Below are 14,685 nucleotides of genomic sequence, written 5' to 3' on the forward strand. Positions count from 1 at the left end.
GTCCTTGCGCCAGGCGCAAGGAAGGGGACCTTCATGTACCTCAGGCCCGCTTTCATCGCGATGAAAGTGCGGTGAAACCGTGCACCGGACACTTGGACAATGAGGACGGGGACGCACCTGGGGGGTCCCCGTCCTCGGCGACGGCGACCGGGCGGCGGTCGAAGTCGTCATCACGCCGAAGCGCCGAGCTTCTTCCTTATTTCCGTGGTGGGGGGCACGTCGAGGTCCCGGTAGAAGGCGAGCACCTGGAGCCAGTGCCGGCGGGCGTCGTCGTGTTCGCCGAGTTCGGCGTGGACATCGCCGATGCCCGCGTGGGCGTGGGCCAGTAGTTCGCCATGACCCGCTTCGGTGGCCACGGCCAGTGCTTCGCCGTGACAACGGAGGGCTTCGGCGGGTCGTCCCGCCGCCGCGTGGGTGCCGCCCAGGGCGTTGAGGAGTTCGGCGAGCAGTTCCGTGTCACCGACCGCGCGAGCGAGCGCCGTCGCCTCCTCATGGTGGCGCAACGCCTGCTCGTGATCACCCCGTCGCCGGTACAGCACCCCGAGGAACCCCAGAGAATCCGCTTCTTGCGTACGGAAGCCCGCTTCCCTGGCGAGCGCCAGGCAGCGGTGAGCGTGCCCGAAGGCGGCTTCGTCCTGCCCAAGGTGGACACACACCCTGGTCAGCAGATTGACGGCGTTGCACTCGATGTACTTGTCGCGATCGTCCCGGTCCAAGGCGAAAACCGCGTCGAGCTGGCGTCCGGCTTCCTCGGCCCGGCCGAGGCTCAACAGGTTACGGGCGTGATTGATCCTGACCGCGCAGTGCAAAAATCGGCTTCCGCCGGGATCGGTCAGGGCGAGTGCCCGCTCGAACCTGCGCCGGGCCTCTTCCAGCTCGCCCTTCTTCCCGTACACACAGCCGAGGAAACTCAGCGTCGCCGCCTGCAACTCGCGATCCCCCGTGCGCTGGAACGCCGCCAGCGCCCACTCCAGATGGTCGATCGCTTCGCGGTCCCGGCCCCGGCGGGACATCGTGACCCCGAGCACGCGTCGCGCGTTCGCTTCCGCGCGTTCGTCCTTCAGATCGCGGGCGGCGTCGAGCGCGCGAGTGTGCAGGGCCGCGGCATCGTCGTAGTAGCCACCCGTGTCGAGGTAACGCCACACGGTCTCCGACAGGTGGATCACGGTCGCCGTCCCGCCGTGCCTGCCGGCTTCGAGGAGATTGGCCCGCTCGGCATCAAGCCAGCGCCAGGCCTGATCGTAGGTCGAGAACAGCGGCCCTTCCCCGGGGGATTCCGACGCCTTCGGCCGCTGGGCGTAGTCGTCCCGCGCGACGACGTCCATCGCGGCCGAAGCCGTGGACACGTAATGGTCGAGCAGCCGGCTCAGCGCGGCTTCGCGTTCGTCGACGCCGTCGGTGGATTCCGTGAGCTCGGCGGCATACGCCCGCAGCAGGTCGTGGTGCTGGTAACGGCCGTCGGAAGTCCGATCCACGAGATGTGCCCGCCGCAGCACGTCCAGTACCCGGCGCGTCTCCCGCACTCCGGCTCCGGCCAGGGCCGCCGCCGCCCGGTCGTCCGTGTCGTGCCCCGGATGCAGGCCGAGCAGCCGGAACGTCCGGGCCACCGAGATGTCCAGCCGCCGATACGACCAGGAGAACACCGCGCGGACGGCGGTCTGCGGATCACCGTCGACATCCAGCAGATCGAGCGGGCTCTGCTGACCGGCGAGCTCGTCCACGAACTCACCGAGACCGCGGGCGGGCCCCGACCGGATCAGCTCGGCGGCGATCCGCAAGGCCAGCGGCAGCCGGGCGCACCGCTCCACCAGTTCCCGTGCCGCGGACGGCTCGGCGTCCACCCGATCCCCGAGCAGTTCGCGCAGCAGGCCGCGCGCGTCCTCGCCGGGCAGCCGATCGAGATCGAGCCGCCGGGCCCCCTCGCGAGCGACGAGGCCGGCCAACGCGTCCCGGCTGGTCACCACCACGAAACACGACGAGCCACCGGGTAGCAAGGGCCGCAGCTGTTCCACCGTGCGGGCGTTGTCCAGCACGATCAGCATCCGCCGCCGGGCGACCAGGGTCCGAAACCGGGCGGCGCGCTCGGCGAGCTCCTGCGGAATCGCCGCACCGTCCAAGTCCAGCGCGCGCAGAAAGCCCGCCAGCGCGTCTTCCGGCGAGACCGGCTGATCAGGACCGTACCCCCGCAGATCGACATACAACTGGCCGTCGGGGAACCGCTCCCGCATCCGATGCCCCCACCGGACGGCCAGCGCGGTCTTGCCGACCCCGGCGGTGCCGGCCACGACCGAGATCGCCGCCGTCTCCCCCTCGGACACCAGGCCGTCGAGCTCCGCGAGTTCGGCCTCCCTGCCCACGAAGCCGCGCACATCCATCGGCAGCTGAGCGGGAACGCTCGCAGGCGAGGTGTTCTCGTCCGGCCCCGGCGCCTCGCCCGCGAGCAGCCGCTGATGCAGCTCGCGCAGCTCGGGCCCCGGTTCCACGCCGAGCTCCTCGACGATCGTGCTCCGTGCCGCGCGATAGGCCTCCAGCGCGTCGGCCTGCCGCCCCGCTCGGTACAGGGCGGTCATGAGCAGCCCGCGCAGCCGCTCGCGCACCGGGTACCGCCCCACCAGATCGGTCAGCTCGCCGATGACCGCCGCGTTCAGTCCGCAGGCCAGCTCGGCCTCGTAGAGTGTCTCGAGCGCGACCAGCCTCAGCTCGACGAGCCGCCGTGCCCAGTCGGCGAGCACCGGGATGTCCGCGTCGCGAAACGGATCGGCGTGCCACAGGCCCATCGCCTCGCGCAGCAACTCGACCGCCCGCTGTGGCTTCTCGTCCGCGACCGCTCGTGCCTCCGCGCACAGCGACGCGAACCGCTCAGAGTCCAGCTCGCCCGGCAGCACCCGCAGCCGGTAGCCCGCCGCGTCGAACCGCAACCGGTCCGGCTCCGCGAGCACGCCCCGCAACCGGTGAACGTGGACCTGCAGCCGCTGCTCGGAGCGCGGATCCCGCCGGTCACCCCACAGCGCGGCGGTCAGGGTGTCCACCGGCACCGGCTGGTTGGCCCGCGCGAGCAGCACACCGAGCAGGATTCTCTGCAACCGTCCAGGCACCGCGCTGATCCGCCCGCCCCCACGGACCCGCATCGGCCCCAGCACCTGAAACTCCACGTGTCCGCCCCCTCCGTCACCACACGGGCACCAGTCTCGCGCACTCGCCCGAGGGCCACTCACCCGACGGTCGAGCGCCACCCGCCATCCGGCAGGCCTGTGCCGAACAATGGTCCGCTACCGCTGGACATGGTCCCTGTCCGCAAATCATTATGGAGCTTTACCCGGCGCGTCCGAACACTCAGTGAAATGGGCAGAGTTTTGTGGTTCGAATGCCCCCTGCGCCCAAGGCGGACGCTCGTTACCATCGGGCGAACATCGATCCGTGGCGGCAGATTGCCACAATACCCAATCCGAAGGGGTCGCAATGTCCCGATTCTCGCGCCTTCTGGCGCCGGTCGCAGCGGCAGCGCTGATATTTCTGACTCAGGTGTTCGCCACGAACAATACCGCGGCGGCCGACTACACGAGTATCGACGTCGGGCCGGTCAGCATGGCCACGTCGATGAACTGCTGGGGCGAACGGAGGTCCGTGGGCGACGCCTGGGTCACTCTCAACGGGGACCGCATCACCGTACGGGACCACTGCGACGACGGGAACCCGGTCATGGCACGGGTGCAGATGACGGTCAACGGAACCCCCCGGTACTGGACGTGCTACAACACCGCCGGCGGCGGAACCACGAAAGTGTGCAACAACGATTGGCCGGAAGGCTTCGTCGGATTCAAGACCGTGATCTTCTTCGCCTGGGACGGTATCCGCGAATACAAAATGGGGACCCTGAGGCACTGGCGGGACGGATAAGCGTTCCACGCACGAAAATCCGACTCTTCCGTTGAGCCCGAAGGAAATGCGCGGATTTCGAGAGGGGCCGAAGGCTCCCATCACCGCATCAGACGCGACGAAGGGAGCCTTCACCCCGCCGCCGACCCCGCCCACGAGCACGACATGTTCGCCTTACCCCTCAATAACGTGTGGTGCCCCGGTCGAGTGAATCCCGGGGCACCACACTCCGTTCGAGGTTCAGCCGTACACGACCTCTACTCGGTAATGACGCCGTCGTCCTCTTTCGCCCCCGTCACGGATTCGGGATAGGTGCCCTTTTCGTCGGGGCACGACACCAGCGTCACCGACGACACGGGGCGGCGGCAGAACCTCACGTCGGCCATTCCGGGTGGATAACGTCGACATCCTGCTATCCGCACTGGAGATCCACCGAGGCGCCGCCGTCGACCGAGCGGCAGTTTTCCCTTTATGACTTCCCTCGGCATCCGGCACGCCCGTACCGTCGCGCACTGGCTGATTCGCCGCATTCGAGGAGAAAGGGAACGTCGTTGAGAAGATTCATGGTCGTACTACTCGGCGTGGCACTGGCGTTGGGCAGCACTCTCCTGGTCACCCCCTTGGCGCAGGCCGCGACGGCACGGAACGGCGTCTGCGAGGACGGCGAGTTCTGCTTGTACTACAACAGCAATCAGCAGGGATCGGTCAGCGATTTCGACGCGTCGGTCGGTAACTACGGCACGGGCTCCGACTGCTATCACTTCCTCGGCGCGGGCGCGGGGAAGGGCCTGTGCGTGAAGAACAACGCGGCTTCGGTGTGGAACCGGAGGAACGCGGTGGTCACCGTGTTCTTCAAGAACGGCTGGACCGGGCCGATCGACTCGTTCACGCACGGCGCCAAAGGCAACTTGACCTCGACGTACAACGACAACGTCGGCCACCTGCTCGGCCTGGTTGGCAACGACTGGCTGGAAACCGGGCTGTACCACAGCGACTCCGGCCGCATCACCTCCTATTTCGACGGCTACGTGAACACGTCGGGCAGGCACGAGGGGATCGACTTCGCGCGCGGCTTCGGCGTTCCGGTGTACTCCATGACCCAGGGTTCCGTGATCAGGAAGACCGAGGGCAGCAACGGCAGCGGCGGCCTGTCCACGCTGGCGATCTACAACCGTGATCAGGATTTCACCATCATCTACTTGCATCTCAACCCGTCGAACGGACTTTCGGTCGGCGAGTTCGTCAGCCGCGGCCAGCAGATCGGCACCGAGGAGTACCGCGGCGCCAGCGCCACGCACACGCATGTCGAGTACCGGCCGGGCAGGCACGAGAGCGCGTCGGACAGCACCGGCGACCCGGTTCTCGACAACCCGAGCCCGTCGCTGTTCTGGCGGAACCACGGCTACAACATCTGCTGCGGATAACGTCGCCGAGCCCGCTCCGCTCGCCAGAGCCGAGCGGGCTTCCCGCGGTCACGCACCCGACGTCGAACCGGCACTTCTTCGTGGAAGTTTCCGGTTGCCCCTCCCCCGCCGCTTACCGACGCTGATGCGGCATCGGTGACGCGAGTCGCTGAGCGAAAGCGGAGGACGCCAGTGACTCAAGGTGTTCGCATCATCCTGCCCGGACGGCAAGCGACCGTGCTGTCCGTATTGCTCCTCAACGCCAACCGGGTGGTCGGCATCGACCGGCTGGTCGACGCCGTCTGGGACACCGAACCGCCCGCCACCGCGCACACCCAGGTGCGGATCTGCGTGTCCGCCCTGCGGGCGAATCTGGGCGGGATCGGACTGCCGGCGTCCATCGTCACCGAACCGCCCGGCTACCTCATGCGGGTGGCGGGCGCCGATCCCGCGCTGGAGGCGATGATCCCGGAGGACGACCGCGCGCCCGGCGCTCAGCGGTATCCGACCCGCTTCGGCACGTTGCTGCGGAGCCACCGGCACAGTGTCGGCGCGACCCAACAGCTTCTCGCCGCCCGCTCCACCGTCAGCGTCCGGGCGATCAGAGACCTCGAGCACGGCCGGGTCGGCAGGCCCCGCCGCGACACGGTCCGGCTCATCGCGGCCGGTCTCGGACTGTCCGGCCAGGCTCGCGCCGAATTCGAACGGGCAGCGGCTTCGTATCGACCGACCACCGGCACATCAGCGCCGGGAACCCACCGCAAGAGGAGACCCGTATGAAGCATCCGTGGAGAGCGGCGATGGCCGCCACGCTCGCCGCTCTCGTCGCCTTCGCCCTCGGCACCGTGCCCGCCGGCGCCGACGTCACCCCGCAGGCCGACGATCTGCCACCACTCGCGATCGAGGACTTCAACTACCCGCAGGCCGCGCAGATCCAGGCGGAGCGCGGATTCCTGCTCAAACGCGGCGACGGCCACATCGTGCTGCTCGCCACCTGCCCGGCCGACACGACGGATCCGGACCTGCTGCGGATCGCCGGGCGCGGCCAGCCCGGCTCCGGCTACGTGTGCTTCCGCGTCTTCGGGAAGACCGGCCACCTGACCCTCGAGATGCCGTCCGTCTACGGCGTGAACACCGGGAACTTCACCAGCGACGTCGTGCTGACCCCCGACGACGGGGCGACGAAAAAGACGTACAAGGTGCCGCCGAACAGCTACGCGGGCGTCGGCGAGGCCGACCCGGAGGGCACCGGCGGCGAGTACACGCTCCTGGAAATCAAGGTCTCCCGTTGACCGGCCACCGCTTCCAGCACGTTGTGAGGAACTCTGTCATGACAAGACCCGACCGGACCCGCTCGAGAAGGCTGGCCCTGTTGTCCGGCCTGGCCCTGGCCGCCACCGCGGTGACGATCGCACCCGCGGGGGCCGTCGTCGGCGGCAACGCCGACCACGCGTTCGTCGCGCGGCTGGACATCGGCAACGGCGCCCGCGCCTGCACGGGCGCGCTGGTCGCCCCTGGCTGGGTGCTCACCGCCGCGAGCTGCTTCGCGGCCACCCCCGGCACGAGCCTCCCGCCGTCGGGCACACCTCCCCAGCCCGTCACCGCGACCATCGGCCGCCCCGACCTCACGACCACCGCCGGCGTGGTGCGGAACGTGCTCCGGCTGGTGCCGCACGAGTCGCGGGACCTGATGATGGCCCAGCTCAACCTTTCCGTCCCGGGTGTCACCCCGGTCGCGGTCAGCTCGACCGCGCCGACGGCCGGCGAGCAGCTGACGCTCCCCGCCTACGGCCGCACCACCACCGAGTGGGCTCCGCTGCGCCAGCACGCCGGAACCTTCACCGTCGACGGGGTCAACGGTGGGAACCTCGCCCTCACCGGGCAGAACGGCGCCGCCGTATGCGCCGGTGACACCGGTGGTCCCGCCCTGCGCACCACCGCCTCCGGCGTCGAGGTGGCCGCGGTGAACAGCCGCTCCTGGCAAGGCGGGTGTTTCGGCACGCCGTCGACCGAGACCCGGACCGGGGCCGTCGACACGCGCGTCGACGACGTGCGGCCGTGGATCGCGAACGTCGCGCTGGGCGTCCACTGGACCGACGCGGCCACGGTCTCCGGCGACAACCAGACCGACTCGGCGGTCGCGACCTCGCGCAACGGCGCGATGACCGCGGTGGTCTGGGAGGACGACCGGCTGGGCACCAACCCCGCCGACACCGTCGGCACCAACGTCTACCTGCGGCTGTACCAGAACGGGCAGCCCAAGTTCACCCGTGCGGTCACCTCGACCGGCGCAGGGAACTGGAAGCACATCCAGCCGGACGTCGCCGTCCGTGACGACGGCACGACCATCGTCACCTACGCGGACGACCACGACGGCAACGGGTACTTCGACGTCAAGGTGAAGACGTTCGACTCCATCGCCCGCGAAACCGGTGCGACCACGGTCAACGCGAACGCGGCCGGACAGCAGCAGAACCCCCGGATCGCCGCCGACCCGGACGGTACGGGCTTCGCCATCGCCTTCGAAAGCTGGGACGGCGCCCCGAAGCAGGTGCGCCTGGCGTTCTATTCCGCCATCACGCTCAAGAAGTGGGAACAGATCATCAGCCCCGGCGCCGGTCCCAGCCAGAACCCCGACGTGGCGATGGGCGCGAACGGGAACGCGGTCGTGGTCTGGGAGATGAACACGGGCAGCGGGGTGTTCGCCATCCGCATTCGCGGGTTCGCCCCGGACGGCTCGGAGTCACTGGGCTACCGCGCACCCGGCGGCACCGGGGATCAGCGGGACGCGAGCATCGCCGCCGACTTCGCGGGCAACTTCGTCGTCGGCTGGCAGAACGACAGCACGGGCAACAGGCAGGTCGCGGTCCGGTCGTACACGGCGGCGGGTACCGGGGGCGCCACCAGCTACGGCCCGAACGGGGCGGAACCGAAGGTCGGCATCGACGGCCAGCGGCGCGCCGTCGTCGCCTGGCGGTACGGCGGCGAGGTGTACGTGCGAGGCGTCAACGCGGACGGCACCACCACCGGCAGGCTGCCGACGCTGCGGACCACCACCGTGGCCAACTCCAACCCCGACGTCGAGCCCGCACTGGCCGTCGATCCGGCCGGTGCGATCACGCTGACCTACAGCAAGACGGTCAACACGGCCGGGTTCAACCAGATCCAGTACGGCACCGGCCTGGGCAATTTCGGCTGGTAAGGACCACCTCCACCCTGAAGCAAGCCAGCTCTGGAAAGGAATCCGTGATGTCCTCGAACGAATGGTCCAGACGCCAAGCACTCCGCGTGTTCGGCGGCGCCGCCGCACTGACCGCACTGCCCGCCGGGTTCGTCCTCGCCGGCGCCGGCCCGGCGTTCGCCGAGACCGGCCCGCCGAGGGCGGGACTGCCGGACACCGCCAGGGGTCGGGCACTGTGGCAGTACAAGATCGGTGGCAAGGCGGTCCGCCGTGAGGGCAAGACCGCGCTGCTCGGTTCGGACGCGGACATCACGGATTTCCTGAACAACCGGCTCCAGCACGCCATCGACGAGGACAACCGGTTCGCCCTCTTCGCCGCGCTGCCCTTCGCGGGCCGTGCGGCCACCGCCGGGATCGGCACCGCCCTGTCCGGCGGCAGCGCCGCGATGTCGTCCTTCCTGCGGGACGGCTACAGCGCCGCGGTCACCGAGGACAAGCGGGTCGAGGTCCTGACCATCAAGAACACGGGTGGGATCGCGGTGCGGCGCGCGGCCACCAACGCCCTGAACACCAACACACTGGACGCGTTCACCACGTTCATCGACGAGGGCCAGTACCCGGCTTACGACGAGGACGACCGGGCCGCCGTCTTCGCCATGCTCGCCACCGCGTCGCCACAGGTGAAGCTCTACGCCGAACGAGCACTCGACAACGGTTCTCCTGGCGCGATCGACTGGTTCCTGCGCACCGGCCAGTACATCGCACGCGCCCGTGACAAAGAAGCCGCCACCATCGAGCAACTGGTCGGCATCGTCGAACGAGAAGGCCGTATCGCCCAGCAGTGCACCGACCAGGCCATCGCCCTGTCCAACGCCGCGAAGGAGGCCGCGGCCAAGGCGAAACAGGCCGCGCTCGCCGCACTGGACGAGGCCCGCGCCGCGCAAAACGACGTGCGCCGCTCGGCGAAGGCCGCCAACGCCGCCGCCCGCGCCGCGCGGAACGCGGCTTCCTGCGCGACCACCGCGATCAGCGCCTCCCGCACCGCACAGGCGGCCGCGCGCCGCGCCGCATACGCCGCCCAGGCCGCCGCGCACGCCACCGCGGCGGCGGGCCAGGCTGCTGCTCGCGCGTACAACGCCGCCATTTCGGCGTCCAAGAACGCGAGCGAAGCAGCCGCCGCACGGCAGGCCGCCGTCAGTGCCCGCAACGCGGCCGGAAAGGCCCGCAACGCGGCGCGGGCCGCGGAGCAGGCACGGATCGCCAGCTGGAGCGCGGTCTCAGCAGGTGTGTCGGCCGCGGCCGCCGCCACCGACGCGGCATCGGCTGCGAACGCGTCGGCCGAAGCCGCGAGCGCCGCCGGAGTGGCCCAGGCCGAGGCCGCGGAAGCGCGTGAAGCCGCGGCCGTGGCCAACGCCGCGGCCGCGCGCGCCAACCGTGCGGCGGCCGCGGCAAGATCGTTCGCCAACCAGGCATCATCGGCGGCGGCCGCCGCCCGCGATGCCGCGAACAGCGCGGCCGACCACGCGGACGCCGCGGCGGCCGCCGCCGAGGAGGCCGCCAACCACGCCGGTGAGGCGATCGACTACGCCAACCGATCCACCGCCGCCGCCCAGCGCGCGGTCACCGCCGCCAACCTGGCCATGGACACGGTCAACCAGGCACGAGCCGTCGAGCAGGCAGCCAGGGACGTCGAGACCGCCACCCTTGCCGAGCAGACCGAACTCGCCGTCGAGCTCGCCCAGTACAAGGCGCGGGCCGAGGCGGACGGGCTGGCCAGAACTCGACGGCAACAAACGCAGAGCGCACTGATCGACGAGGAAACCCGCACCCTCATAGCCAATGCCGAAAACGCATTACGTAACGGCGACACCGGCCAGGCGGCCACCTTGGGACGGCAGGCCGCGCTCAAGCTGATCATGACCGCTTCCACCAGAAGCTGGACGAGGTCGGCGGCGGAATTCGCCTACTCCGGCGGCGCCGAGGAGGTGCTGGCCTGGCTCCGTACTGACCGGTTGCGGTCACAGCGGCAGGACGATTCCGAATCCGTCGCCGCCATCGCCAGCGTGTCCACGCCGACGGTGGCCAGGGCCGCCGCCAGTGCGGTGGAAAGCAACGATCCCGCCGCGGTCACCGAATTCCTCACGACCGGTGCCATCACGACCGGAGCCGAAGACAACAGGGTGACGATTTTCGACATTCTCGCCGCCAATCCTGGGACCGCGGTGCGTAACGCGGCCCAGGCCGCGCTGGACGACGGTTCAGCGGCCGCGCTGCATCGCTTCGTCAAGGTCGACCTCTTCACCGCGTCCCTCGAGGACGACCAGGTCGAAGCGTTCCGGCTGCTCAACGAGGGCGGCCCGTACACGAAGGCAGCGGCTCGGGTAGCGCTCGCGGGCACCACCAACATGCGCCGCACCTTCGTCTCCGGAACCCAGTACGACACCACCCAACTCGACCACGACTGGGTTACGCACGTCGCCGCGATCCGGGCGGCCATCGCACACGCGGCCCGGATCGCGTCGGACGCGCTGGCGAACGCGGCCCTCGCGTCCAAGGCCGCCGCCGAAGCCAGAAAGGCCGCCGCCGAAGCGGTCACCTGGGCGAACAAGGCCACGGCGTACGCGGCGGACGCCCAGCGGTCCGCCACCGAAGCCGCCGACAACGCCACCGCCGCGGAACAGTCCGCCGCGGACGCCCAACGCTCCGCCGACCAGGCAGCACAGGCGGCGGAGGTCGCGAACCGGGCACGGCGCGCGGCGAACTACTCGATGCTGCGCGCATTCGACTCCGCCGACCGGGCGGTCGGCTACGCCCGCAGCGCCCAGACCTCGGCGAACAACGCTCGCACGTCCGCCATCCAGGCCGGCGAGGACGCCGCCACGGCGGCGGAAGCGGCGAGCCATGCTCGATTCATCGCCATCGAGGCCGCGAAAGCCGAGGCCGCGCTGGCTGCGCAGAGAGCGGCGAGGCTCGCTGAGGAAACGAAGGACGGCCCCTCAGACCTTTGCGTCAACGATCCCTTCGCACGCGGCGACTGCTCGATCTTCGGCGTATGGCCGGCCAAACCCTGGGACACCGAAGACGTCGCGGCACTGATGGCGGCATATTGGGACGGCCTCTCCGATGTGACCGGAACACTTGACGCCATCATCGGCACAGCCACGTTCGGGCTGAACAAGAAGTTCCTGCCCTTGGCCGTTACCAGCGTCGCCCTCCAGTCGGTGTCCGTCCTCAGCCTGTATCTCTCGGCAGGCGCGTCCGGCATCGCATACGGCTGGGAAAGCACCGAGTTTCACACCGCCCTCGGCAAGGGGTTGGTGAACGCCGCCCTCACGGGGATCGGAAATGCGGAGCCCATCCCCGCCGGTGTCCGGAAGATCGCCGTGATCCAGGCGAAATCGTTGCTCGAACACCACTACGAAAAGATCGGCGCAGGGGCACATCACACAGCGGTGGGTGCCATCGACTGGCTGAGCAACCTCTTCGACTGACCGATCCGGACAACTCGCGAAGGTTCCCATGGCGACGCTCACCACCGCCATGGGAACCGCACAAACCCCTTGTCTGACGTAACGCGGGTTGTCAGCGACATGGGCAGGGTGTCGTGCGCGAACCCTCTGTGTGTTCCCGCGCGGACTGAGCGTGAGCGGCCGGTCCGGCGTTTTCGACCAAATTCGATCAAATTCATGGACGAAACACCGTTTTCCGGCGTCGCACCCGCTCTATCATCCGCGAAATGGAGCGTCCGAGTTCGCTACTGGGTGAGGCGCGGCGGAACGCCGGGCTCACCCAGGAGGAGTTGGCGGAACGCACCGGGCTGACGGTGCGCAGCATCAGCAACATCGAGCGGGGCCGGGTGACCCGGCCCCGGCGCCATTCGGTGGAGGCGCTGGCGCTGGGGCTGGGTCTCCAGGGCGAGCAGGCGAGCCGGTTCGTGCGGCACTACTGCCTGGACGCGGTGTCGCCCGCGACGTTGGCGGTCGTTCCGGCGCCCGCGCAACTGCCTTCGGGCATCACGTCGTTCATCGGGCGGCGACGGGAGATCGACGCGCTCGACGCCCTCCGGGGCGAGGGCGACGGCGAGGGTGTCGTCGTGGCGGTATTGGAAGGCATGGCCGGGGTCGGCAAGACCTCCTTGGCCGTGCAGTGGGCGCAGCGGGTCAAGCAGGACTTCCCCGACGGGCAGCTGTTCGCGAACCTGCGCGGGTACGGTCCGGGGGCGCCCGCCGATCCGGGTGAGGTGCTGCGGTCGTTCCTGCGGGCGCTCGGCGTGCCCGTGGCGGACGTGCCCGCCGACCTCGACGACCGGGCCGCGATGCTGCGCAGTGTGCTGGCAGGCCGTTCGGTGCTCATCGTGCTGGACAACGCCCGCTCGGCGGACCAGGTCCGGCCGCTGCTGCCCGGACACGCGGGTTGCGCGGTGGTGGTGACGAGCCGCGCGGCGCTGCACGGGCTGACGATCAGCGCCGACGCGCACCGGGTGCCGGTGCCGCTGCTGACCGAGCAGGAGTCGTTCTCCCTGCTCGACCGGCTGGCTGGCCCCGGGCGAAGATTCGCCGACCGCACCGCGCTCGCCGACATGGTCTCGGGGTGCGGCGGCCTTCCTCTCGCCCTGCGCATCGTCGGTGAGCGGCTCGCGCACAACCGGAGCCTGGCGAACGTGGCGTCCTCGATGCGTCCGACCGGGGACCGGCTCGCCGCGCTGACCACCGAAGAGAAGGCCACTTCACTGCCCTCCGTGCTGTCCTGGTCCTACGACGCGCTGCCCGGCGACGTGGCCTCGGCCCTGCGTCTGCTCGGGCTCCATCCCGGCCCGCACTGGGACACCACCGCCGCGGCGGCGCTGCTGGGCACGGATCCGGCGGAGACCCGCCGGCTCCTCGACGCGCTCGTCGACAGCCACCTGCTGCTCGCGCACCGCGCGGACGGCCGGTTCGAATTCCACGACCTGGTCCGCGACTACGCGCGCGGCCGCGCCGACGAGGAACCGGCGGAGCGGCGGTCGGCGGCCCTGCGCCGCCTCGGCGAGCATTGTGTCGCCGGAGCGGCCGACGCGGCAAGGGCGATGACGGCGGGCGACCCCAACCGAAGACCGCTGCTCACCCCGGTCGCCGGGAACGTCGTGTTCACCGGCGCCGAGGAGGCGGCGACCTGGCTGGCGGCGGAGCTGCCCACCTTGATCGCCATCGCGGAACAGTCGTCGGCCACCGGGGACACCTACGCCCGCGACCTCTCGACCGTGCTGTGGCAGGCGTTGCGGGTGAACGGTCACTACGGCGCCCTGCGCACCCTGCACCGGCTCGCGCTCACCGAGGCTCAGCGGGCGGGCGACGCCATCGGCACCCAGCAGGCGCTCGTCGACCTGGCCGCGATCTGCGCCAGGCTCGGCCATTTCGACGAGGCGGTGACCCATCTGACCCGCTGCCTCGACGTCGACGGCAGCCCCGTCGTCGCCGGCCGCGCGCTGAACACCCTCGGCACCGTGTACGCGCAGCTGGGCAGGTACGCCGCCGCCGCGGACCACTTGAGCAGGGCGGTCACCGTTTCCCAGGAGACCGGAGACCGGCTCAACGAGGGACGCTCGCTGTCCAACCTCGGCTTCATCCACGAGCGCCGTGGCGATCTGGACGCCGCTCTCGGCTGCTACCGGCAATGCCTGACCATCGCCCAGACCATCGACGACCGGCTGAGCGAGGCGATCTCGCTGCACAACCTCGGCGACGTGTACCGCGCGCTGGGCCGGTGGCCGGAAGCCCGCGACCACCTCGACCGATCGCTGGCGGTCAGCAGGGCAGGCGGCCACCGGGAGGCCGAGGGGTACGCACTGGCCTATCTCGGGCTGGTGCACATCCGGCAGGGCGACGCGGCCACGGCCCGCCTCCATCAGGAAGCGGCGCTCGACATCGCGGTGACGACCGGCATCAGGCCGCTGGAGACCCTCGTGCACAACGGGCTCGCGGACAGCGCGCTGGCGTGCGGGGACCGGTCGTCCGCGATGGCGCACTACACGCGCGCCGCCGACCTCGCCCGGCTCACCAGCGAACCGCACGAGGAGGCCCGCGCGCTGACCGGGATCGCCGCGATCCACGACGACGCCGGTGAGCCGGACAAGGCCAGGCCGTTCCGCGAACGCGCGCGGGCGCTGTACGACGCGATGGGCACCGCGATGGTCTCGTCGTGACCGGAACTTCGCCCGCCGGATAGTTCCGGTCGGAGTTCCTGGTC

Annotated in this window: 9 protein-coding genes; 7 read left to right on the top strand and 2 right to left on the bottom strand. The window is 70.1% G+C overall.

Annotated elements, in window-relative coordinates; all coding sequences use genetic code 11:
• Nucleotides 1-170: 170 nt before the first annotated feature.
• Nucleotides 171-3,128, bottom strand: coding sequence for a BTAD domain-containing putative transcriptional regulator (locus tag ACFVM3_RS33140; protein WP_378443849.1), 2,958 nt, complete (start codon nucleotides 3,126-3,128; stop codon nucleotides 171-173).
• A 289-nt stretch (nucleotides 3,129-3,417) separates the two neighbouring features.
• Between ACFVM3_RS33140 and ACFVM3_RS33145 the strand changes: the two genes are divergently transcribed.
• Nucleotides 3,418-3,897, top strand: a complete 480-nt coding sequence (locus ACFVM3_RS33145; RefSeq protein WP_378443850.1) for a hypothetical protein — start codon at nucleotides 3,418-3,420, stop codon at nucleotides 3,895-3,897.
• Nucleotides 3,898-4,133: 236 nt separating this feature from the next.
• Here ACFVM3_RS33145 and ACFVM3_RS33150 read toward each other — a convergent pair whose 3' ends face one another.
• Entirely contained in the window at nucleotides 4,134-4,262 is a 129-nt protein-coding gene (locus ACFVM3_RS33150; protein ID WP_378443851.1) for a hypothetical protein, read from the bottom strand.
• Nucleotides 4,263-4,439: 177 nt separating this feature from the next.
• Here ACFVM3_RS33150 and ACFVM3_RS33155 point away from each other — a divergent pair, with 177 nt between their 5' ends.
• The 6 genes from ACFVM3_RS33155 (at nucleotide 4,440) to ACFVM3_RS33180 (ending at nucleotide 14,641) form a co-directional block, all read left to right on the top strand.
• Nucleotides 4,440-5,300 carry a peptidoglycan DD-metalloendopeptidase family protein gene (locus ACFVM3_RS33155; protein ID WP_378443852.1) on the top strand — a complete coding sequence of 287 codons (861 nt, stop codon included), beginning with the start codon at nucleotides 4,440-4,442 and terminating at the stop codon, nucleotides 5,298-5,300.
• A gap of 171 nt (nucleotides 5,301-5,471) precedes the next feature.
• Nucleotides 5,472-6,059: a helix-turn-helix domain-containing protein gene (locus tag ACFVM3_RS33160; protein WP_378443853.1), complete on the top strand. Its 588-nt coding sequence runs from the start codon at nucleotides 5,472-5,474 to the stop codon at nucleotides 6,057-6,059.
• Nucleotides 6,056-6,571, top strand: coding sequence for a hypothetical protein (locus ACFVM3_RS33165; protein WP_378443854.1), 516 nt, complete (start codon nucleotides 6,056-6,058; stop codon nucleotides 6,569-6,571). Before ACFVM3_RS33160 ends, ACFVM3_RS33165 begins: the two co-directional genes overlap by 4 nt.
• Before the next feature lie 38 nt (nucleotides 6,572-6,609).
• The gene (locus ACFVM3_RS33170) at nucleotides 6,610-8,481 is read left to right on the top strand and encodes a S1 family peptidase (RefSeq protein ID WP_378443855.1); all 1,872 of its coding nucleotides are present in this window, start codon (nucleotides 6,610-6,612) and stop codon (nucleotides 8,479-8,481) included.
• 47 nt (nucleotides 8,482-8,528) lie between these two features.
• On the top strand, nucleotides 8,529-11,951 hold the full coding sequence (locus ACFVM3_RS33175; RefSeq protein ID WP_378443856.1) for a hypothetical protein: 3,423 nt from the start codon (nucleotides 8,529-8,531) through the stop codon (nucleotides 11,949-11,951).
• A 245-nt stretch (nucleotides 11,952-12,196) separates the two neighbouring features.
• On the top strand, nucleotides 12,197-14,641 hold the full coding sequence (locus tag ACFVM3_RS33180) for an ATP-binding protein (RefSeq protein WP_378443857.1): 2,445 nt from the start codon (nucleotides 12,197-12,199) through the stop codon (nucleotides 14,639-14,641).
• Nucleotides 14,642-14,685 lie beyond the last annotated feature (44 nt).

The organism is Amycolatopsis sp. NPDC057786, from assembly GCF_042797905.1.
In the GTDB taxonomy this organism is placed as follows: domain Bacteria; phylum Actinomycetota; class Actinomycetes; order Mycobacteriales; family Pseudonocardiaceae; genus Amycolatopsis.

What these genes read in the sequence shown, in the direction of transcription:
- ACFVM3_RS33155 (WP_378443852.1), top strand. Translation starts at nt 4,440, where the DNA reads ATGGTCGTACTACTCGGCGTGGCACTGGCGTTGGGCAGCACTCTCCTG.
- ACFVM3_RS33140 (WP_378443849.1), bottom strand. Translation starts at nt 3,128, where the DNA reads ATGCGGGTCCGTGGGGGCGGGCGGATCAGCGCGGTGCCTGGACGGTTG.
- ACFVM3_RS33165 (WP_378443854.1), top strand. Translation starts at nt 6,056, where the DNA reads ATGAAGCATCCGTGGAGAGCGGCGATGGCCGCCACGCTCGCCGCTCTC.
- ACFVM3_RS33175 (WP_378443856.1), top strand. Translation starts at nt 8,529, where the DNA reads ATGTCCTCGAACGAATGGTCCAGACGCCAAGCACTCCGCGTGTTCGGC.
- ACFVM3_RS33180 (WP_378443857.1), top strand. Translation starts at nt 12,197, where the DNA reads ATGGAGCGTCCGAGTTCGCTACTGGGTGAGGCGCGGCGGAACGCCGGG.
- ACFVM3_RS33170 (WP_378443855.1), top strand. Translation starts at nt 6,610, where the DNA reads ATGACAAGACCCGACCGGACCCGCTCGAGAAGGCTGGCCCTGTTGTCC.
- ACFVM3_RS33150 (WP_378443851.1), bottom strand. Translation starts at nt 4,262, where the DNA reads ATGGCCGACGTGAGGTTCTGCCGCCGCCCCGTGTCGTCGGTGACGCTG.